Raw genomic sequence first — 20,555 nt, 5'->3', positions numbered from 1 at the left:
GTGCGCGCGGCGGCCGGCTTCCGGGGGGGCGGGGGGCCGCCGGGGGGGGGGGGGGCGCCCCCCCCCCGCCGCTTACCTCTCACGTGATCGATCTTCTCGATGTGGTCCGCCAGGCTCGGGGGTGTCCGACCCCGGGTCGCGTTCGTCTCCGCCGTGCTGCCGTTCCTCAAGCGGACCGCGGACAACCCGGAGGGCGCCCCAAGAGCAGTCAGCCGGCGAGGTGGCGCATGGAGCGGACCGACCAGGCCAGGGCGGGCACCGCGAGCACCGCCATCAGGACGAACGCGAGCGCCACGTGGCCGCCTCCGAGGTCGCCGGCGAACAGCGCCCGCCCGGCCTCGACCGCGTGGTAGAGCGGGTTGGCCTGGGCCACGGTCCGCATCCACTGCGGCGCGAGGGACATCGGCAGCAGGATGCCGGTGAACAGGATCAGCGGCAGGGCGAAGAACTGCAGGATCTGCGACATGCCGTTCTCGTCCCGCACGGCCAGGGCCAGGCCGTACGACAGGCCGGAGGCGAACAGGCCGGTCAGGGCCATGAGCAGGAGCATCAGGGCGACGCCGGGCAGGCTGGGCCGCATGCCCATCAGCAGCGCCACCACGATGATCAGCACGGCCTGCGCGACCAGCACGATCATGTCGCGCAGCGTCCGGCCCAGGACGATGGCCGGGCGGCTGGCCGGGCTCGCGGCGAGCCGTTCGAGCACCCCGGTGCGGATCTCGGCGATCATGCCGAAGCCGACGAACAGCGAACCGAACAGCGCGATCATCACCATCACGCCGGGGGTGAACATGGCGAGCGTCCGCTCGCCGGGCACGCCGGGCATGGTGTTGGCCAGCAGCGGGGCGAACAGCAGCAGGTAGAGGACGGGCTGGAGGAGGCCGAACAGCGGCCAGACCGGGTTGCGGGCGGTGTTGCGCAACTCGTAGGCCAGGAACAGGCCGGTGTGCTTCAGCATGGTTCCGCCTTTCGGGGGTGGGAGGGCTCAGGCGGCGTCGCGGAGCGAGCGGCCGGTCTTGTGCAGGAAGACGTCGTCGAGAGTGGCGCGGTCGAGCGCGACCGACTCCAGGGCCAGGCCGTGCTCGGTGAGCGTGGCCAGCAGGTGCGGCAGCGCCCGCTCGCCGTCGTCCAGGTAGACGCGCAGCAGGTCGCCGTCGGCCCTGACCTCTCTCGTGTACGGCAGGCCGTCCAGCACCCCTGCCGCTCCACCCGGGTCGGACACCCGCAGTGACACCACGTCGCCGGCGATCTCGCGTTTGAGTTCCGCGGGTGTCCCCGCCGCGACGACGAGCCCGTGGTCGACGATCACCAGCCGGTCGCACAGCGCGTCGGCCTCGTCCAGGTAGTGGGTGCTGAGCAGGACGCTCGTCCCGCCGTCGCGCAGGGCTCTGATCTGGTCCCACAGGTTGGCCCGGTTCTGCGGGTCGAGGCCGGTCGTGGGCTCGTCGAGGAACAGCAGCGGCGGCCGGTGGACCAGGCCGAGCGCGATCGCCACGCGCCGCTTCTGGCCTCCCGACAGGGTGCGGGCCGGCCGGTCGGCCAGGCCCGCCAGGTCGAACGCCGCGAGCACCTCGTCGACGCGGGCGGCGGCCTCGGCCGCCGTCAGGCCGTTGACCCGCGCGGCGAGCAGGAGATTGGCCCCGGCCGTGTTGTTCTCGTCCACGCCGCCCGCCTGGCCGACGTACCCGATGCGGCGCCGCACCTGCTCGGGGGAGGTCAGCAGGTCGTGCCCGGCCACCGTCGCGGTGCCGCCGGTGGGCGCGACCAGCGTCGCCAGCATGCGGATCGTCGTGGTCTTCCCGGCGCCGTTCGGGCCGAGCACGCCGAAGATCTCGCCCTCGGCGACGTCGAGGTCGACGCCCCGCACGGCCTCCACCGGCTCGGCCGCCCGGCCGCCGCGGCGGCCCCGTGGGCGGTAGGTCTTGCGTAATCCTCGCGCTTCAATGATCATTTCGGCTCCTCGCCGGTCAGGGGATGTCGTCGCGCTCGATGCGTTCGACGGCCCGTTCCAGCCACTCCAGCTGGGCGCGGTATTCGGCCGCGCTCAACTCCAGGCATTCGTCCACGTGCCGCGGGGCGTCCGCCGCGCGCTTGGCGTAACGGGCCCGCTCGAAGCTCGCGAACCCCGCACGCAGCCGCTCGGTCCTCTCCCGTACGACCGCCAGCAGGTCGGCCTTCGACAGCCGGTCCATGAACGTCAGCGCGACCTGGAACGGGTCGACGATCGGCATGATCTCCGACCAGTGCTCGCGCAGCCGCCGGTCGAACTCGGCCCGTCCCTCGGGCGTGATGGCGTAGACCGTGCGCCCGCGCCCGTCGGAGGGTCCGCTGTCGCCGACCACCTCCAGCAGGCCTTCCTGGGCCATCTTCCCCAGCGCGTGGTAGATCGAGCCGAAGGCGATGTTGGCCCAGTGTTGGGTGCCCCACAGTTCGAGCGTCTTGCGTACCTCGTATCCGTGCAGCGGCCCGTCCAGCAGCACACCCAGGATCATCACACGCGTCGATGTCATATTCAAATTTTTATATAAATTTGAGTATGTGGTCAACCGGCCCCGGAGCGTCCCAGCCCCGAGACACCGCGCCCGCAGCGGCGAGGTGCGCGCAAGATCGGCTGGACGGCCTATCGTGAGGTCCATGCGACCCACGGCTCTGATCACCGGCGCCTCGCGGGGCGTGGGGGCGGCGATCGCCCGTGCCCTCGCTCCCACCTACGAACTCTTCCTGGGCGGGCGGGACGGCACGGCGCTCGACGCGCTGTGCGCGGAGCTGCCGGCGGCGCGTCCCTGGGCGGTGGAGCTCACCGAGCTCACCGCGGCCGACGTGGAGGGGATCGACCGGCTCGACCTGCTGGTCCACAGCGCGGGCGTCGCCGGCGTCGGGCCGCTCGCCGACACCCCGGCCGGCGAGTGGCGGCGGATGATGGAGGTCAACGTCATCGCGGTCGCCGAGCTGACCCGGCTGCTGCTGCCTGCCCTCCGGGCGGCCCGCGGGCACGTCGTGCTGATCAACTCAGGGTCGGGGCAGCGGGCCAACGCCAACTGGGGCGCCTACGCCGCGAGCAAGTTCGCCCTGCGCGCGTTCGGCGACACGCTGCGCGAGGAGGAGCACGCCAACGGCGTCCGGGTCACCGCGATCTTCCCCGGACGGGTGGGCACGGATATGCAAAGAGGCATCCGAGCCCAGGAGGGAGGGCCGTACGAGCCGGGAAGATACCTGGAGCCGGAATCGGTGGCGCGGGCCGTGCTGGCCGCGCTGACGGCCACGCCCGACGCCCACGTCACCGAGATCACCGTACGGCCGGCCGCGGGACCGACCCGCTGACGGCCGGAAGAGGCACGGGGGACGGACGTTCATTACAGTGGCACTACCGCCACGCCGCCCACCTGGAGGACCGGTGCACGTGACTTACTGGTGCGAGATGGCGTGGCTGCCGCCCGGCGAGGTCGTCGAGAGCGTGGTCGTCGGCGTCGAGGGCCGCCGCATCGTGGAGATCAGGCCCGAGGCGACGCCGCCCCCCGGAGCCGTACGGCTGGCCGGGCTCACCCTGCCCGGCCTGGCCAACTGCCATTCGCACGCCTTCCACCGCGCCCTGCGCGGCCACACCCAGGCCGGCCGCGGCAGCTTCTGGACCTGGCGCGAGCGGATGTACGCGGTCGCCGAGGCGCTCGACCCGGACCGCTATCTCGCCCTGGCCACCGCGACGTACGCCGAGATGGCGCTCGCCGGGATCACCACCGTGGCCGAGTTCCACTACCTGCACCACGGCCCGGGGGGCAGGCCGTACGCCGACCCGAACGCGATGGGCCACGTGCTGGTCGAGGCGGCCAGGCGGGCCGGGCTGCGCATCACCCTGCTCGACACCTGCTATCTGACCGGCGGAATCGGCGAGGCCCTCGTCGGCACCCAGCTGCGCTTCGGCGACGGGGACGCCGAGCGCTGGGCGGCCAGGGCCGACGATCTCGCCCGGGCGCACGAGGGCGAGGAGGACGTGGAGATCGGCGCGGCCATTCACTCCGTGCGCGCGGTGCCCCCGGAGCAGATGCACGTCGTCGTCGACTTCGCCCACCGGCACACCGGGCCGCTGCACGCGCACGTGTCGGAGCAGCCGGCCGAGAACGAGGCGTGCGTCGAGGTCTACTCGGCCACGCCCGTCCAGGTGCTGCACGACCACGGCGCGCTGGGGCCGCGCTCGACCGCGGTCCACGCCACCCACCTGTCCGACGTCGACGTGGCGCTGCTCGGCGGCTCCACCACCCACGTGTGCATGTGCCCCACCACGGAACGCGACCTCGCCGACGGCGTCGGCCCCGCCCGCAGGCTCCTGGAGGCCGGGTCGCCGGTCACGCTCGGCACCGACAGCCAGGCGGTCATCGACCTGTTCGAGGAGGCCAGGGCGGTGGAGCTGGACGAGCGGCTGGTCACGGGCGAGCGCGGGCACTGGCCCGCCGCGCAGCTCCTGCACGCCGCGACCGCCGCCGGGCAGGCGTCGCTCGGCTTCCCCGACGCCGGGTGCCTGGTGCCCGGCGCCTGGGCCGACCTCGTCTCCGTCCGGCTCGACTCGGTCCGTACGGCCGGCGCGACCAAGGCGTCGGCGGTGGAGTCGGTGGTGTTCGCCGCCACCTCCGCGGACGTGCACTCCGTCGTCGCCGGCGGGCGGCGGATCGTGGAGGACGGGCGGCACGTGCTCGGCGACATCGGCGCGTTGCTGTGCGAGGCGCTCGCCCCGCTGCAGCGGTGAGGTTTGCGCCGTTCGCGGCGTGGCGAGGATCAGGAGACGTGGGGCCGAGCGGCATGACATCAGTCGTTTTCACGGGGATCGGGCTGCTGTACACGGCGGACCCCGAGCGGGAGGAGATCGAGGACGCCGCGCTGGTCGCGGAGAACGGCGAGGTCCGCTGGATCGGGCGCTCCGCCGGCGCCCCGCCCGCCGACGAGCGGGTCGACGTGGAGGGACGCGCCGTCATCCCGGGATTCGTGGACAGCCACGCGCACCTGGTGTTCGCCGGAGACCGCACCGAGGAGTTCGCCGCGCGGATGGCCGGACGGCCCTACAGCGCGGGCGGCATCCGCTCGACGGTCGCCGCCACCCGGCGGGCCACCGTCCCCGAGCTGGTGTCCACGACCGCGCTGCTGGTCTCGGAGATGACCATGCAGGGCACGACGACGTTCGAGATCAAGAGCGGCTATGGCCTCACCGTGGAGGCCGAGCGCCGCAGCCTGGAGATCGCCCGCCAGTTCACCGAGGAGACCACGTTCCTCGGGGCGCACGTCGTCCCGCCGGAGACGACCGCCGACGACTACGTCCGGCTCGTGACCGGCCCGATGCTGGACGCGTGCGTGCCGTACGCCAAGTGGGTGGACGTGTTCTGCGAGCGCGGCGCGTTCGGCGAGGAGCACAGCAGGGAGGTGCTCGCGGCGGGCCGCAAGGCCGGGTTGCGGATCAGGGTCCACGCCAACCAGCTGGGGGAGGGACCCGGGGTGCGGCTGGCCTGCGAGATGGGGGCGGCCTCCGCCGACCACTGCACCCACCTGTCCGCCGCGGACGTGGACGCGCTCGCGGCCAGCGGGGTGGTCGCCACCCTGCTGCCGGGCGCGGAGTTCTCCACCCGGTCGCCCTATCCGGACGCGCGGCGGCTGCTCGACGCGGGCGTCACGGTGGCCCTCGCGACCGACTGCAACCCGGGCTCCTCGTTCACCACCTCGATGCCGTTCTGCGTCGCCCTGGCCGTACGCGAGATGGGCATGACGCCGCTGGAGGCCGTCCGGGCGGCCACCCGCGGCGGCGCGTGGGCGCTGCGGCGCACCGACGTGGGCACCCTGTCCATCGGCTCCCGCGCGGACCTCGTCATCCTGGAGGCCCCGTCGTACGTCCACCTGGCGTACCGGCCGGGAGTGCCGCTGGTGGCGCAGGTGTGGCGGGCGGGACGCCGCCTCGTTTGAGCCCCCGCAACCTGGGTAATCGGCTTTTTTCCCGGCCTCGCATCCTCCTTGGGGAGGAAAACGAAACCATTCCCGGGTCGTATTCATTTGGGGAATCTTTGCCCTGGACCGGCCGTTGACCGGGTCAGGAGCAGGAAGCCGGGGGCCGTGCCGAGCGGGGCGGACACGTCCGGTTCACCGGCTCACATATTGCATATCGCGGCGGCGGAACGAGGTGCCATCGGATGGCGACGGGGAATCGGACGCAGGAACAGCACGTCTCTGACCGGGATCTGCTGGGGACGTATCTGGCCGAGATCGGCCGTGTCCCGTTGCTGACCGCGGAGCAGGAGGTCGAGCTGGCCAAGCGCATCGAGGCGGGGTTGTTCGCCGAGCAGTTGCTCGACAGCGGGCGGGCCGAGCCGAAGATCGTGGACGCGACCGACGAGGAGCTGGAGCGCATCGCGATCTCGGGGCGGCGGGCCAAGGACGAGTTCATCCAGGCCAACCTGCGTCTCGTGGTCGCGGTCGCGAGGAAGTACTCCGGACGGGGGATGCCGCTGATCGACCTGGTGCAGGAGGGCAACCTCGGGCTGGTCCGCGCGGTGGAGAAGTTCGACTACCGCCGGGGGTACAAGTTCTCGACCTACGCCACCTGGTGGATCCGGCAGTCGGTGGGCCGCTCGATCCACGAGCAGGCGCGGCCGGTGCGGCTGCCCACCCACGCGGGCGAGCAGATGACGCGGCTCATGCGGGTGCGCAGGGACATGCTGGCGGAGTTCGACACCGAGCCGACCGACGCCGACCTCGCCGAGGTGCTCGACCTGCCGATCGAGCGGGTGCAGGAGCTGCGCCGCTGGGCCTCCGACCCGGTCTCGCTCCAGCTCGGCGTGGGGGACGAGGACGAGACCGAGCTCGGCGACATGATCGCCGACGAGACCTGGGCGGACCCCGAGCAGCAGGCCATGGACACGCTGGAGAAGGAGCGCCTTGAGCAGTGGCTGACCGGTCTCGAGGGCCAGATCCGCGAGATGCTGCGCTGGCGGTACGGCCTGGTGGACGGCCGCGAGCACACCCTCACTGAGGTGGGGGAGCGTTACGGCATCGGCCGTGACCGCGCCCGGCGCATCGAGCGCGACGCGCTGGTGCGGCTGCGCAAGATGGCCAGCGCCGCGTAGCCCGCGGCCCCGGCGGTGGCCGGTGACCCCCGGCCGTGACGACGCGCACCCCTTCGGGGTGCGCGTTTTGTCGTTCTGAGCACGTCCGAAACCGGCCCGAAACACGTCGGTGGCGAGTTTCACACATGTGAAACACACGTGACCGGGGCCTGAAACGGCGGAAGAACACGCTGTCGCCAACGTCAGTGCGCCAGCCGGCCAAGGTCGCCCGGGAGGAAGTCACTGCGGGAGTGATAACCGGCCACACGCCAATTGTAAGGAGGGCCGCGTCGGTGAAGATCGATACCGGCACCACCGCCTGGATGATCACAGCCACCGCACTGGTGCTGCTGATGACGCCCGGGCTCGCGTTCTTCTACGGGGGCATGACCAGGGCGAAGAGCGTCCTGAACATGATGATGATGTCGTTCGTCAGCATCATCACCGTCACCATCGCCTGGGTCCTGTACGGCCACTCGCTGGCCTTTGACGCCTTCGGCGACGGGGACAACTTCGTCAACAAGCTCATCGGCGGCGGGGACGCCCTGGGTCTGCAGAGCCTCGTCGACACGGCCACCAAGGACGACGGCACCGGTATGCCGAGCCTGGTGTTCTCGGCCTTCCAGCTCACCTTCGCCATCATCACCGTGGCCCTCATCAGCGGCGCCATCGCCGACCGGGCGAAGTTCGGCGCGTGGGTCGTCTTCGGCCTCGCCTGGGCGACGCTCGTCTACTTCCCCGTGGCCCACTGGGTCTGGGGCGGCGGATGGCTGGCCGGCCTCGGCATCGAGGACTTCGCCGGAGGCACCGTCGTCCACGTGAACGCGGGCGCCGCCGGCCTCGCGCTGGCGCTGGTGCTCGGCAAGCGGACCGGATGGCGCAAGGACCCGATGCGGCCGCACAACCTGACCCTGGTGCTGCTCGGCGTGGGCCTGCTGTGGTTCGGCTGGTTCGGCTTCAACGCCGGCTCCGAACTCGCCGTCGACGGAACCGCCGGCCTCGCGTTCATGAACACCCAGGTCGCCACGGCCGCCGCCGCCGGCGCCTGGATCCTCGTGGAGAAGCTGCGCGACGGCCACTCCACCACCCTCGGCGTCGCCTCCGGCGCGGTCGCCGGCCTCGTCGCCATCACCCCCGCCTGTGGTTTCGTCGACCCGTGGGCGGCGCTCGTGCTCGGCCTCGTCGCCGGCGCGGTCTGCGCGTACGCGGTGGGCCTGAAGTATCGCCTCGGCTTCGACGACTCGCTCGACGTGGTCGGCGTGCACCTGGTCGGCGGCGCGATCGGCGCGGTCTCGCTCGGCATCATCGCCCGCTACCCCTTCGCGGACGGCCAGAACGAGGGCCTCATCTACGGCGGCCCGATCTCCCAGCTCGGCGTGCAGGCCCTCGGCCCTGTCGCGGTCGGCCTCTACTCCTTCATCATGGCGTACGTGATCGGGAAGGTCATCGACAAGACGATGGGCTTCCGGATCGACCAGGAGAACGAGGTCACCGGCATCGACATCACCACCCACGCCGAGACCGGGTACGACCTCGGCACCGTCCACTCCTCGGGAGTGGCCTCCGTCAACGGGCCCGTGCCCGCGCCTGCGAAGAAGGTCGACGCATGAAACTCATCACCGCAGTCATCAAGCCGTTCAAACTGGACGACGTGAAGGCCGCCCTGGAGCAGTTCGGCATCAAGGGCATGACGGTCTCGGAGGCCAGCGGCTACGGCCGCCAGCGCGGCCACACCGAGGTCTACCGCGGCGCCGAGTACCAGGTCGACCTGGTGCCCAAGGTCCGGGTCGAGGTCCTCGCCGAGGAGGACGACGCCGAGGACGTCATCGACGTCATCGTCAAGGCGGCCCAGACCGGCAAGATCGGCGACGGCAAGGTCTGGTCGGTCCCCGTGGACACGGTCGTCCGGGTCCGCACCGGGGAGCGCGGGCCGGAGGCGCTGTAACCGGATGATGAGAGGGGAGGCGCGCTCGTTCGCCGCGGCCCGCAAGGACCGGGCCGCGGACATCGACAGATGGCTCACCGATCTGTTCCGCACGGCGGCCACGCGGCCGTACGCGCGGGAGGGGGGATCGGGAGGGAAGGGCGGCCTCCCCGACGAGCGGGGCCCCACCGCCTCCCACGCGATCGTCCCCAGCGGGATCGTCCCCAGCGGGATCGGTCCCAGCGGGATCGGTCCCAACGGGATCAGCGGGGTCGCCCTGGTCGCGGTCGGCAGCCTGGGACGGGGCGAGCTCGCCCCCGGCAGCGACCTCGACCTGGTCCTGCTGCACAACGGCCACGACGACGTGGCGAGGATCGCCGACCGCATCTGGTACCCCATCTGGGACTCCGGGATCGGCCTCGACCACTCGGTCCGTACGGTGGACGAGGCGGTGAAGGTCGCCAGGGAGGACCTCAAGGCCGTGCTGGGCCTGATCCAGGCGCGCCACGTGGTGGGGGACCCCGAGCTGACCAGGGCCGTGCGTGAGGCGGTGCTCGCCGAGTGGCGGGCGGACTCCCGGCGCAGGCTGGCCGAGCTGCGCGCGTCGGCCGACAAGCGCGCCGAGTCCGGCGGCGAGCTGGCCTTCCTGCTCGAACCCGACCTCAAGGACGCCAGGGGCGGCCTGCGTGACGTGCAGGCGATGCAGGCCGTGGCCGCCGCCTGGGTCGCCTCGGCCCCCGGCCCGCGGGTCCGCGAGGCGTACGAACTGCTGCTGGACATCAGGCACGGGCTGCACCTCGTCACCGCGCGCGGCACCGACCGCCTGGTGCTCCAGGAGCAGGACGCGGTCGCCGGCACGCTGGGCCTGCTGGACGCCGAGGCGCTGATGCGCCGCCTGGCCGAGGCCGGCCGGACCATCTCCCACGCGTTCGACGCCACCTGGCGGACGGTCGACCGGCTGCTCACCGGTCCCGCGCCGCGGGGCCGCAGGCCGCTGGCCGACGGTGTCGTGGAGCACGGCGGCGAGGTCGTGCTGGCCCGCGGCGCCAACCCGCGCACCGACCCCACGCTCGTGCTGCGCGCGGCCGCGGCCGCCGCCGAGGCCGGGCTGCCGCTCGCGCCCGCGACGGTCTCCGCGCTCGCCGCGCAGTCGCCGCCGCTGCCCGTGCCGTGGCCCTCGGAGGCGCGCGGCGCGCTGGTCGCCCTGCTCGGCGCCGGGCGCGCGGCCGTGCCCGTCTGGGAGGAGCTCGACCAGGCCGGCGTGCTCGTGAAGCTCATCCCCGACTGGGAGCGCGTACGTCACCGCCCCCAGCGCAACCCCGTCCACCGCTACACCGTGGACCGGCACCTCATCGAGACCGCGGCCGGGGCCGCCGCCTTCACCCGCGAAGTGTCCCGCCCCGACCTCCTGCTGATCTCCGCGCTCCTGCACGACGTCGGCAAGGGCTGGCCGGGCGACCACTCCACCACGGGCGAGATCGTCGCCAGGGACATCGGCACCCGGATGGGCCTGCCCCCGGCGGACGTGGAGATCCTCGCGACCGTGGTGCGGCACCATCTGCTGCTGCCGGAGACCGCCACCCGGCGGGACCTGGACGACCCGGTCACCATCTCCAGGGTCGCGGAGGCCGTCGGGTCGAGGGAGGTGCTCGAACTGCTGTCCGCGCTGGCGGTGGCCGACGGCAACGCCACCGGCCCGGCCGCGTGGAACTCCTGGAAGGCGTCCCTGGTCTCCGACCTGGTCCGGCGGGTGCGGTCGGTGCTTTCCGGCACCCCGCCGGCGCCCGCGCCGGCCCTTTCCCCCGAGCAGGCGGCGCTCGCCCGGCACGGCGGCGGCGCGGTGCGCGTGAACGGGAGCGCGGTCACCGTGGTCGCGCCCGACCGGCCGGGCCTGCTGTGGAGGGCGGCCGGGGTGCTCGCGGCGCACCGCATGGCGGTCCGCTCCGCCTCCGCCGCGTCCGCCGGGTCGACGGCCGTCATCGAGTTCGTCGTCGTCCCCGAGTACGGCACGCCGCCCGACCCCGCGACGCTGGAGGCCGACCTGCGCCTCGTCCTGGCCGGACGGCTCGACATCGAGCAGCGCCTGGCCCGGCGGGCGAGGTCGATGCGCCCGTCACGGGTGCCGGTCGCGCCGCCCCGGGTCACCCTGGTGGACGACGCGTCCCTCACCGCGAGCGTGGTGGAGGTGCGGGCGCACGATCGGCCGGGACTCCTGTGGCGGATCGGACGTGCGTTCGGCGAATGCGGTCTTGACGTACGTGCCGCGCGTGTGGAGACTCTGGGCGCAGAAGCGGTGGATGTCTTCTATGTGGCGGACCGCACAGGCCGTCCCATCCTCGATGAGCAGCAGCGAATCCAGGTGCGAGAGCACGTGCTCGCCGCCCTCAGGTGAGGTGGGTCACAATCCTCACCTCTTGGTAACAATTGGGGTGCTGCGGCAGGGGTAGGGCCGCTCGCCGTCGTGACCTTGTGGTCGAATTGTCCCCGCTTATACAGCTGTGTCACTTCATGCTGTTCAGACGCGTGAAGGCAGGCCGAACGATGGCGGGGCCGGTGAGCATGGAGCAGTCGAATACCGATAACCGCAGGCGGCGGAGTCGTCTCTCGCCGCGCAACTGGCGGGTGCCCACACGGCTGACCGCGCTGATCCTCGCGCCGACGCTCGTGGCCGTGCTCCTCGCCGGTATCCGTGTCGTCGGCTCGATCGACAGCCTGACGGCCTACCAGCGGACCAGGTCGGCGGCGGAATACTCGGTGCACCTGCGGGATCTGGCCGAGCAACTGGCTCTCGAACGCGACCTGTCCGTCTGGGGCGGCAACAGCAGCCGAAAGTTCAACATCGACGGGGAGACCGTAGTCACCCGCGCCCAGCAGCGCGCGGCGGTCGACCCGCTCGTACAGCAGGTGAAGGCCGACCTCAAGAACATCAACGAGGACTACGGCACGCGTGCGGTGGAGCAGGCGCAGCAGCTCTCGAGCCGCATCTCCAGCCTGGCGGGCATCCGCAAGAACGGCGCGCCGGAGGACTACAGCGCTCTGATCGCCAACACCCTGCGCCTGCAGGACGAGCTGGGCAACAACGACGACAACGCTGCGATCCTGGGCAACCTCCGCGCCCTCAACGCTCTCGCCCACGCCAAGGAGGAGGCGGCCCTGCAGCGGGCCACCCTCACCCGTGAGCTGCTGGAGCGCAACCAGACCTTCACCACGTTCGAGCTGCAGGACTTCCTCGCCTCCCAGTCGCGCCAGCAGAGCTACCTGGCGACGTTCTACACCGAGGCTCCGGCGGCCGAGGCGAGCCGCCTGGTCACCCTCCTCGGCGACAAGGACGTGGTCAACAGCGAGCTGACCAAGTCGTGGGCGCTCACGCTCGGCCTGCAGAACCAGTCCCTCAGCCGCTACCGGGGCAGGGACAGGACGGCCCAGCAGTGGTTCCAGGACAGCACGAAGGCGATCGAGCAGATGGCGGCCGTCGAGGGCCGTGTGTCGGGGCTGGTGCAGAACCGCGCCCGCGACCTGCAGTCGGCCGAGCAGCGCAACGCCCTCATCGCCGGCGGCCTGATCCTCGCGCTCCTCGTGCTCGTGCTCGCCACGACCGTGCTCATCGCGCGGTCGATGGTCCGGCCGCTGCGCCGCCTGCGGGCGGAGGCGCTCGACATCGCCGGGCGGAGACTGCCGGAGATCGTACGGGAGATGCGCGAGTCCGAGGATCCCGGGCGCGAGTCCCACGTGCAGCCGATCGCGGTCGACAGCACCGACGAGATCGGCGAGGTGGCGCAGGCCTTCGACGAGGTCCACACGCAGGCCGTGCGCCTGGCCGCCGAGGAGTCCCGCCTGCGCGCCAACGTCAACGCGATGTTCGTGAACCTGTCGCGCCGTACGCAGACGCTGGTGGAGCGGCAGATCTCGCTGATCGACGGCCTGGAGCGGGGCGAGGAGGACGGGCGGCGCCTGGCCGACCTGTTCAAGCTGGACCACCTGGCCACGCGCATGCGCCGTAACAGTGAGAACCTCCTGGTCCTCGCCGGTCACGAGCCGCCGCGCAAGCGCAGCCAGCCCGCCCGGCTGGTCGACGTCGTCCGCGCCTCGCTGTCGGAGGTCGAGGACTACGAACGGGTCGTCGTCCGGATCCCCCGTGCGATCGCCGTCGCCGGGCACGCCGCCAACGACGTCGTCCACCTGCTGGCCGAGCTGGTCGAGAACGCCATCGCCTTCTCGCCGCGCAACACCAAGGTCGTCGTCTCCAGCAGCCCCGTCGAGGGCGGCGCCGTGATGCTCGGCGTCACCGACGCGGGCATCGGCATGTCGCCGGAGGAGCTCGCGGAGATCAACCGCCGTCTCGCCGAGCCGCCCACGATCGACGTCTCGGTGTCCCGCCGGATGGGCCTGTTCGTGGTCGGCCGCCTCGCGTTGCGCCACGGCATCCGGGTGCAGTTGCGCCGGGGCGACGGCGCGGGCGTCGTCGCGATGGTGCTGTTCCCCGCCCAGCTCATCTCCAACGCCGACCAGCCGGTCATGCCGCGTCCCTCCGTGCCGGTCGGGCAGACGGCGGCCGGGCTGCCGGCCCGGCAGGCGTTCGCCGAGCCGAACCCGCTCGGCTCCGCGCCGGGAGGCGGTTCGTTCGAACCCTGGAGCCCCGGCAACGGCATGGCGGGCGGCGGCGCCGGATCCCACAGGCCCGCGGCGACCAGCGGAAACGGTCCCAGTGGAAACGGCCTCAGCGGAATCGGGGCCGGGGGCAACGGCACGGGCGGGTTCACCGCGTTCGGCGCGCCGACCGGGGAGGCGCCCGCCGCGCCCGCGGACAACGCGTACACGGGAAGCGGGTTCACCGAGCACTCAGGGCCCCATTCGGTCCCGGGCATGCCCGGGAGGGCGGCGGACGGCGACTTCCGCCGCCCGGTGTTCGGCGAGCAGTCCGATCCGTCGTGGCCACCGGCGTTCCCCCAGAGTGGATCGCAGAGCGGATCAGAGAGCGGGTCACAGGGCGTAGCCGCGAGCGGGAGCGGCGACGACCGCTCGGAGCACTCGTGGCCGTCGCTGCCCACCGGGCCGACGGGACTCCCGCAGCGAGGCGCGCCCCCCGGCCCCGCGGCCTTCTCCCCGTCGACCACCGGACCGACGGCGTTCCCCCCGCCGAGTTCTCCGTCGAGCACGGGGCCGACGGCGTTTTCCCCGTCGAGCACGGGGCCGACGGCGTTCTCGCCGTCCAGCACCGGACCGACGGCGTTTTCCCCGTCCAGCACGGGGCCGACGGCGTTCCCTCCGCCGAGTTCTCCGTCGAGCACGGGGCCGACGGCGTTCTCGCCGTCCAGCACCGGGCCGACGGCCTTCCCCGGTGCGGCGCCGTCCGAGAGAACGGGGCAGCCCGGTGGCACCGTCCCGGCCGGCTCCGGAGCCTTCGCGGCCGAGGACCTGGCGTCGTCGACAGGCCCGCTGCCGTCGGTCGAGGATTCGCCGCTGGAGCGGGGCGACGAGTTCCTGCCGATCTTCGCCTCGGTCGAGTCGGCGTGGTTCCGGCGTCCCTCCGACACCGGCCCGCAGGTCGCGCCCGCGGCGCGGACCGGCGAGGAGGCGGACGCGGAGAAAGCCGCTGAGAAGGCCGGCGAGAGCACTGGGGAGATCCCGAGGGTGCCAGGTTCCGCCCCGGCCTCCGGGCCCGCCGCCGCCCCGCAGGAGCAGGGCGGAAACCCCGGAGGGTGGCGGTCTCGGGCCGACACCGGCTTCCAGGCCGCGGCGAGCGCGCGGGACCCCCTGCTGGGCGGCGTGACCGCGGCGGGCTTGCCGAAGCGCACGCCGAAGGCCAACCTGGTGCCCGGCTCGGTGGGCGCGGACGGTCCCGCCGCCGCCCCGCGCCCCCCGGTCTCGGCCGAGGCGGTGCGCAACCGCCTGTCCAGCTTCCAGCAGGGTGTAAGGCGAGGCCGGGCCCAGGCGGCCGGAGGCCTCGCTGAAGGGTCGGGTCAAGAGGAGGAGGGCTCGTGACTGAGCTGAGCGTGGAAGCACGCAGGTTCGACTGGCTGATCACCGAGTTCGTCGGCAGCACGCCTGGCGTGGCGCACGCGGTGGTGGTGTCGTCGGACGGCCTGCGGCTGGCCCAATCGGACGGCTTTCCGCCTGACCGCGCCGACCAGCTCGCGGCGGTCGCCGCCGGCCTGCTCAGCCTCACCGTCGGCGCCTCGCGGGTGTTCGAGGGGGGCGCGGTGACGCAGACCGTCGTCGAGATGCAGCGGGGACTGCTGCTCGTGATGGCGATCAGCGACGGCTCCTGCCTGGCCGTCCTCGCCGCACCGGACTGCGACATGGGCCTGGTGGCCTACCAGATGACCCTGCTCGTCGAGCGCGCGGGTCAGGTGCTCACCCCGGCGCTGCGCGCCGAGCTTCAGACGTCGCGGCGATGACCATGGGAGAGGGCCGTGCGTGATCGTGACGGGACAGAGGACGAGCCTCTGTTCCGTCCGTACGCCGTCACCGGTGGCCGATCCGAGCCGCGTTACCACATGGCGATGGAAACCCTCGTATCATCGGTGACCTTGAAGAGCAATGACTATTCCCTGCTCAGCCCAGAGCAGGAATCGATCATGATGCTATGTCGTTCCGTACGATCGGTCGCGGAGATCTCGGCACTGCTCCGGGTCCCGCTCGGCGTGGCCCGTGTGCTCATCGCCGACATGGCCGACGAGGGTCTGGTCCGCCTGCACATGCCGCAGCTGAACCAGGGACAGCCAGACCTCAACCTGCTCGAAAGGGTGCTCAGTGGACTACGCAGGCTCTAGCCGTGGTCTTACCTCGACGAAGATCGTCGTGGCGGGTGGGTTCGGCGTCGGGAAGACGACCTTCGTCGGTGCCGTCTCCGAGATCCTGCCGCTGACGACCGAGGCCGTGATGACCGACGCCAGCGCGGGCATCGACGACCTGGGGCTCACGCCGAACAAGACGACCACGACGGTCGCGATGGACTTCGGCCGGCTCTCGCTCGACCAGGACCTCATCCTCTACCTGTTCGGCACGCCGGGTCAGCACCGCTTCTGGTTCATGTGGGACGACCTCGTCCGCGGTGCCATCGGGGCGGTCGTGCTCGTCGACAGCCGCAGGCTCGCCGACTGCTTCCCGGCGATCGACTACTTCGAGGAGGCCCAGCTTCCCTTCCTGGTCGCGATGAACGGCTGGGAGGGACAGTTCCTCCACTCGGAGGAGGAGATCCGCGAGGCGCTGTCGCTGCCCCCGCACGTCCCGATCGTCCGTACGGACGCGCGCTCGCGGGAGGCCGTCAAGTCCACGCTCATCAGCCTGGTCGAGTACGTGCTGACGGTGCGCGCCGCCACCTACGGGGGCCGGGCCTACTGAGGGCCCGGCCTGCGGTATCCCGGCCGTTCGCGATCGCCGGACGGCCGGCTGCCGGCGGCTCGACGACCGCGCCCGGTGCGCGCCGAGCCGGCCGGAGACGTCCCGCGCTCCGCGTCGCCGATCTGGGGAGATCTACGCGAGCCTGGGCGTACTGCCAATATGGGGCGACCTCATGATCTATGCTGATGTCCACCGAAAAGCCCCTAATCCCCTTTGACTGCTGCTCGCAGGTGCAGGGATGAATCCAAAGGAAGTTGAGGCCATGCCTCAAAACCGGCATATCCGACATCTGTCTACGGTTCTGGCCGCCGGTCTCGCTCTGACGCTCGCCGGATGCTCTGGTGGCACAGGGGCGACCGAGGCGGTCCCCACAGCGGCGGCGGCCACGCTCGACCCCAACGCCGACCTCAGCAAGCAGAGCCTGACCATCACCATCTGGGACGGATACAGCCCGAAGGACCTGCCGCAGCGAGTGAAGACGAAGCTCGGCTTCGACCTCAAGGTGATGCTGCACGAGACCAATGAGGACGCGCTGTCCAAGATCCATGGCAGCGAGGGCAAAAAGATCGACGTCGCCTTCGTGTCGGGGCAGTACGCGCAGGCGCTCAACGAGGCCGGTGAGCTCGAGCCTCTCCACCCCGAGCTCATCCCGAACCTGGCCAACCTCTACCCCGAGGCGGCCAACCTCTCCTACGACAAGGGCAACAAGTTCTCGGTGCCGTACACGTGGGGGACGACCGGGTTGTGCTACCGCAGCGACCTGGTGAAGACCCCGCCGACGAGCTGGAAGGACCTGCTCAGTCCGCCTCCCGCGCTGCGCGGGAAGATCACGATGATGACCACGGAGCGCTGGCTCGCCCTGCCGGCGCTCAAGTACCTCCGCTACTCCATCAACACGGCCGACGACGCGCAGCTCAAGAAGGCCAAGGACCTGCTGGTCAAGGCGAAGAAGAACCTGCTGGCCTACGACGACACCACGTTCGGCGACCGGCTGAAGTCGGGCGAGGCCGCGTTGGTCGAGGCCTGGGACGGCTGGTGCCCGACGTCGGAGAAGAACATCAAGTTCGTGGTGCCGAAGGAGGGCAGCGACCTCTGGGCGGACACGATGGTGATCCTCAAGAGCTCCAAGAACAAGGAGGCGGCGCACGCCTTCATCAACTACATCCTGGACCCGGAGATCCACGGCTGGCTGGCCGCGAACATCCTCTACAAGGTCCCCAACAAGGCGGCCATGGACAAGGTCGACCCCGCCTTGCTCGCCCAGAACCCGCCGCTCAGGATGACCCCCGCGGACCTGCTCCAGGGAGAGTCGATCATCGACCTCGGCCAGGACTCGACGAAGTACACGCGCCTGGCGACCGAGGTCGCGGGCAAGAAGTGACATCTCTACAGGGAGTGGACGTGACCGGGAACCCGTTGACGATCTTGTTCATGCCGGAGAGCGCGTACGGGCCGACCAACAACTGCGTGGGGATCGGTGACGTGCTGCGGCGGAGAGGGCACCGGGTGGTGTTCGCCGCCGAGGCGTCGTGGAAGGGCAAGCTGGAGGCGCTGGGGTTCGAGGAGGATCTGGTCGATCTGGCGCCGCCGGCGGAGGAGGAGCAGGACGCGGGGCAGTTCTGGAAGGACTTCATCCGTGACACCGCGCCGGAGTATCGCAAGAGCACCCTGGAGCAGCTGGAGACGGTGATCAAGCCCATCTGGGAGGCGTTGATCGACGGGGCGCGGTATTGCGAGCCGCAGTTGAAGGCGATCATCGAGCGCGTGCGGCCGGACGTGATCGTTGAGGACAACGTGATCGCGTTCCCGGCGTTGATGACGGCGGGGGTGCCGTTCGTACGGGTCGTGTCGTGCAATCCGCTGGAGGTCAAGGGGCCGGGGGTGGCGCCGCCGTTTTCCGGGCTCGCGGCCGACGGGACCGGCTGGGCGGAGTTCCGGGCTGAGTACGACCGGACCCACCGCGAGATGTGGGAGGCGTTCAACGCCTGGGTGGTGGAGCAGGGGGCTCCCGCGCTGCCGGACCTGGAATTCATCCACGACGGGGACGCCAACCTGTACGTGTTCCCGGAGGTGTTGGACTACACCGCGCAGCGGCCGTTGGACGGGTCGTGGACGCGGCTGGATTCCTCGGTGCGGGAGACCGATGGGGAGTTCACCCTGCCCGACATTCCGGGGGAGGGCTCGCTGGTCTACTTCTCCCTCGGCTCCCTGGGCTCGGCCGACGTGGAGTTGATGCGGCGGGTGATCGGGGTGCTCGCTCGGACGCCGCACCGCTACATCGTGTCGAAGGGCCCGCTGCACGAGGAGATCGAGCTGGCGCCGAACATGTGGGGCGCGGAGTTCGTGCCGCAGACGAAGATCCTTCCGGCGGTCGATCTGGTGATCACTCATGGTGGGAACAACACGACGACGGAGGCGGTGCACTTCGGTAAGCCGATGGTCGTGCTTCCGCTGTTCTGGGATCAGTACGACAACGCGCAGCGGGTCCAGGAGATGGGCTTTGGCGTCCGGTTGGACACCTACGGGTTCGCGGACGAGGAGTTGACCGGGGCGATCGACCGGCTGCTCAACGACGCCGAGTTGCGAGCGCGGGTGGAGGAGGCGGGGCGGGAGATCCGCCGGAGGGACGGTCTGCGCCTGGCCGCGGACGTCATCGAGAAGGTCGCCGCCGAGTGAGGCGGTCCTTTACCGCCACTGCTGGTCGTATTTAGGGCGTATTCCGCCAAAATGTACTATTCGCCGATCTGGTAATGGTGTGCTCCAATTGCCATCGCTTCGTGAAGTCTCCGACAGCACATGAGTCACGTAAGCCACAGATCGGCAGAACGGCAACAAGGCCGAGAGGTTGCGAAAGCAGTGAGGACGCACGACCAGCAAGGTGGTCGAGTTCAGGGAGAGCCGGAGTCCGCGGCTCCGGAGGTCTCGCCGCGTGCGGGCGCCTCGTTTATGCGGCTGGGCAACTGGCGGGTGCGCTCCCGGCTGGTCGCCCTGATCCTGCTGCCGACCGTGGTCGGCGTGCTGTTCGCCGGTATCCAGCTCACCCAGGCGATCGGCACGGCGGCCGAGTACCAGCGCCTGACCGAGGTGGCCGGCCTCGTCGCCGAGCTCGACGACCTCACGCACAAGGTCGCACGTGAGCGGAACTACACGGCCTGGTACATCGCGGACCGCCGCCGGCCGTCCAGGCTCACCAAGGTCACCGAGCAGCAGGGCCAGGTCGACGCGGCCGGCGGCAAGGTGCTGGCCTCGCTGGCCGCCCTCGACTCGTCCCAGCCACTGCGCGTCCGCACCCAGGCGGCCGAGGTCAGGAGATGGCTTCTGGGGCTGAAGGGTCTGCGGAAGCTGATCAACGACAGCGAGGTGGCGCCGCGAGCCGCGCTCGGCATGTACACCCGAATGATCGCGGCCCTCTCGTCGATGCACGAGGACCTGGGGACCACCAGCAACGACGAACGGCTCTTCTCCGACAGCCTCGCGCTCGCCGCCCTGAACAAGGCGAAGGAGGAGCAGTCCAGGCAGCAGGGCATCCTCACGGTCGCGCTCGTCGAAGGCAAGCTCGACTACGACGACCTCGCGGACTTCCTTGGATCCGGGAAGACCCAGGACAGCCAGCTCGCCATCTTCCAGGCCGAGGCGTCTGGTTCCGATGCCCAGTTCTACAAGCAGACCGTGCGCGGCCTGCAGGTCGAGAAGGCCGACTCCCTGCGAGCCGGAGCGCTGGCCCAGCTGCGCGAGTACCGGGCGATCCGGGACCTCGACCGGACCAATCCGGGTAACGACGTCCGCCTGTGGTTCGACACCACAGGCACTGAGGTCGACCGGATGCGGAAGGTCGAGGAGCGGATCGCCGAATCCGTGCTCGCCCAGTCTCAGGTGCTGGAGGCGGCCGAGCGGCAGCGGGCCATCGTCTCCGGTGTCGCCATCGTGGCGCTGCTGGTCGTGGTCCTCCTGGTCACCGCCGTCGTCGCGAGCTCGCTCACCCGGCCCCTGCGCCGCCTGCGGCGCGAGGCGCTGGAGATCGCCGGTCACCGGCTGCCGGACACCGTCCAGAGGTTGCGCGATTCCGGCGAGATGTCGGAGATGACCAATATCCAGCCCATCGGTGTCACGACGACGGACGAGATCGGTGAGGTCGCGCGGGCGTTTGATGAGGTGCATCGTGAGGCTGTGCGGCTGGCGGGTGATGAGGCGCGGCTGCGGAGCAATGTCAA

Annotated in this window: 17 protein-coding genes; 14 read left to right on the top strand and 3 right to left on the bottom strand. The window is 71.1% G+C overall.

What is annotated here, in order from left to right:
• Positions 1-208 precede the first annotated feature (208 nt).
• From ABZ857_RS43100 to ABZ857_RS43090, 3 genes are read right to left on the bottom strand one after another with little or no spacing between them, the layout of a single operon-like run.
• Positions 209-958 (bottom strand): ABC transporter permease, encoded by a 750-nt coding sequence (locus ABZ857_RS43100; RefSeq protein ID WP_357056459.1) that lies wholly within the window; start codon positions 956-958, stop codon positions 209-211.
• A gap of 27 nt (positions 959-985) precedes the next feature.
• Positions 986-1,951 (bottom strand): ATP-binding cassette domain-containing protein, encoded by a 966-nt coding sequence (locus tag ABZ857_RS43095; RefSeq protein ID WP_357056456.1) that lies wholly within the window; start codon positions 1,949-1,951, stop codon positions 986-988.
• A 16-nt stretch (positions 1,952-1,967) separates the two neighbouring features.
• Positions 1,968-2,510 (bottom strand): PadR family transcriptional regulator, encoded by a 543-nt coding sequence (locus ABZ857_RS43090; protein WP_357056453.1) that lies wholly within the window; start codon positions 2,508-2,510, stop codon positions 1,968-1,970.
• A 124-nt stretch (positions 2,511-2,634) separates the two neighbouring features.
• Between ABZ857_RS43090 and ABZ857_RS43085 the strand changes: the two genes are divergently transcribed.
• From ABZ857_RS43085 to ABZ857_RS43020, 14 genes are all read left to right on the top strand, one after another.
• Positions 2,635-3,321, top strand: coding sequence for an SDR family oxidoreductase (locus tag ABZ857_RS43085; RefSeq protein ID WP_357056450.1), 687 nt, complete (start codon positions 2,635-2,637; stop codon positions 3,319-3,321).
• A gap of 73 nt (positions 3,322-3,394) precedes the next feature.
• On the top strand, positions 3,395-4,738 hold the full coding sequence (locus ABZ857_RS43080; protein ID WP_357056447.1) for a formimidoylglutamate deiminase: 1,344 nt from the start codon (positions 3,395-3,397) through the stop codon (positions 4,736-4,738).
• A gap of 53 nt (positions 4,739-4,791) precedes the next feature.
• A complete protein-coding gene (hutI, locus tag ABZ857_RS43075; RefSeq protein WP_357056444.1) occupies positions 4,792-5,940 on the top strand; it encodes an imidazolonepropionase in 1,149 nt (382 codons plus the stop codon).
• Between the two features lie 224 nt (positions 5,941-6,164).
• Entirely contained in the window at positions 6,165-7,097 is a 933-nt protein-coding gene (locus ABZ857_RS43070; protein ID WP_357056441.1) for a sigma-70 family RNA polymerase sigma factor, read from the top strand.
• A gap of 272 nt (positions 7,098-7,369) precedes the next feature.
• Positions 7,370-8,686: an ammonium transporter gene (locus tag ABZ857_RS43065; RefSeq protein WP_357056438.1), complete on the top strand. Its 1,317-nt coding sequence runs from the start codon at positions 7,370-7,372 to the stop codon at positions 8,684-8,686.
• Positions 8,683-9,021, top strand: a complete 339-nt coding sequence (locus ABZ857_RS43060) for a P-II family nitrogen regulator (protein WP_030510869.1) — start codon at positions 8,683-8,685, stop codon at positions 9,019-9,021. The genes ABZ857_RS43065 and ABZ857_RS43060 overlap by 4 nt, the downstream gene beginning before the upstream one ends.
• A 4-nt stretch (positions 9,022-9,025) precedes the next feature.
• Complete coding sequence (locus tag ABZ857_RS43055) at positions 9,026-11,392, top strand: [protein-PII] uridylyltransferase (protein ID WP_357056435.1); 2,367 nt, start codon at positions 9,026-9,028, stop codon at positions 11,390-11,392.
• A 230-nt stretch (positions 11,393-11,622) separates the two neighbouring features.
• The gene (locus tag ABZ857_RS43050) at positions 11,623-14,982 is read left to right on the top strand and encodes a nitrate- and nitrite sensing domain-containing protein (protein ID WP_357056432.1); all 3,360 of its coding nucleotides are present in this window, start codon (positions 11,623-11,625) and stop codon (positions 14,980-14,982) included.
• Between the two features lie 5 nt (positions 14,983-14,987).
• Positions 14,988-15,398, top strand: a complete 411-nt coding sequence (locus tag ABZ857_RS43045; protein ID WP_205830126.1) for a roadblock/LC7 domain-containing protein — start codon at positions 14,988-14,990, stop codon at positions 15,396-15,398.
• A gap of 15 nt (positions 15,399-15,413) precedes the next feature.
• Positions 15,414-15,773: a DUF742 domain-containing protein gene (locus tag ABZ857_RS43040; RefSeq protein WP_030510865.1), complete on the top strand. Its 360-nt coding sequence runs from the start codon at positions 15,414-15,416 to the stop codon at positions 15,771-15,773.
• Between the two features lie 28 nt (positions 15,774-15,801).
• Complete coding sequence (locus tag ABZ857_RS43035; RefSeq protein ID WP_357056429.1) at positions 15,802-16,344, top strand: ATP/GTP-binding protein; 543 nt, start codon at positions 15,802-15,804, stop codon at positions 16,342-16,344.
• Positions 16,345-16,606: 262 nt separating this feature from the next.
• Positions 16,607-17,725, top strand: a complete 1,119-nt coding sequence (locus tag ABZ857_RS43030) for a spermidine/putrescine ABC transporter substrate-binding protein (RefSeq protein ID WP_357056426.1) — start codon at positions 16,607-16,609, stop codon at positions 17,723-17,725.
• A gap of 20 nt (positions 17,726-17,745) precedes the next feature.
• Entirely contained in the window at positions 17,746-19,020 is a 1,275-nt protein-coding gene (locus ABZ857_RS43025) for a glycosyltransferase (RefSeq protein ID WP_357056423.1), read from the top strand.
• 270 nt (positions 19,021-19,290) lie between these two features.
• A partial coding sequence (locus ABZ857_RS43020; protein ID WP_357056420.1) for a nitrate- and nitrite sensing domain-containing protein occupies positions 19,291-20,555 on the top strand: 1,265 nt, incomplete at its 3' end.

It is taken from the genome of Microbispora sp. NPDC046933 (genome assembly GCF_040644635.1).
Classification (GTDB): Bacteria; Actinomycetota; Actinomycetes; order Streptosporangiales; family Streptosporangiaceae; genus Microbispora.
The sequence above is the reverse complement of the archived record's forward strand: the minus strand, read 5'-3'. Positions and strand labels throughout refer to the sequence as shown.

Coding starts and splice junctions, on each gene's coding strand:
- ABZ857_RS43100 (WP_357056459.1), bottom strand. CDS start 958: ATGCTGAAGCACACCGGCCTGTTCCTGGCCTACGAGTTGCGCAACACC.
- ABZ857_RS43095 (WP_357056456.1), bottom strand. CDS start 1,951: ATGATCATTGAAGCGCGAGGATTACGCAAGACCTACCGCCCACGGGGC.
- ABZ857_RS43090 (WP_357056453.1), bottom strand. CDS start 2,510: ATGACATCGACGCGTGTGATGATCCTGGGTGTGCTGCTGGACGGGCCG.
- ABZ857_RS43085 (WP_357056450.1), top strand. CDS start 2,635: ATGCGACCCACGGCTCTGATCACCGGCGCCTCGCGGGGCGTGGGGGCG.
- hutI (WP_357056444.1), top strand. CDS start 4,792: ATGACATCAGTCGTTTTCACGGGGATCGGGCTGCTGTACACGGCGGAC.
- ABZ857_RS43070 (WP_357056441.1), top strand. CDS start 6,165: ATGGCGACGGGGAATCGGACGCAGGAACAGCACGTCTCTGACCGGGAT.
- ABZ857_RS43060 (WP_030510869.1), top strand. CDS start 8,683: ATGAAACTCATCACCGCAGTCATCAAGCCGTTCAAACTGGACGACGTG.
- ABZ857_RS43055 (WP_357056435.1), top strand. CDS start 9,026: ATGATGAGAGGGGAGGCGCGCTCGTTCGCCGCGGCCCGCAAGGACCGG.
- ABZ857_RS43030 (WP_357056426.1), top strand. CDS start 16,607: ATGCCTCAAAACCGGCATATCCGACATCTGTCTACGGTTCTGGCCGCC.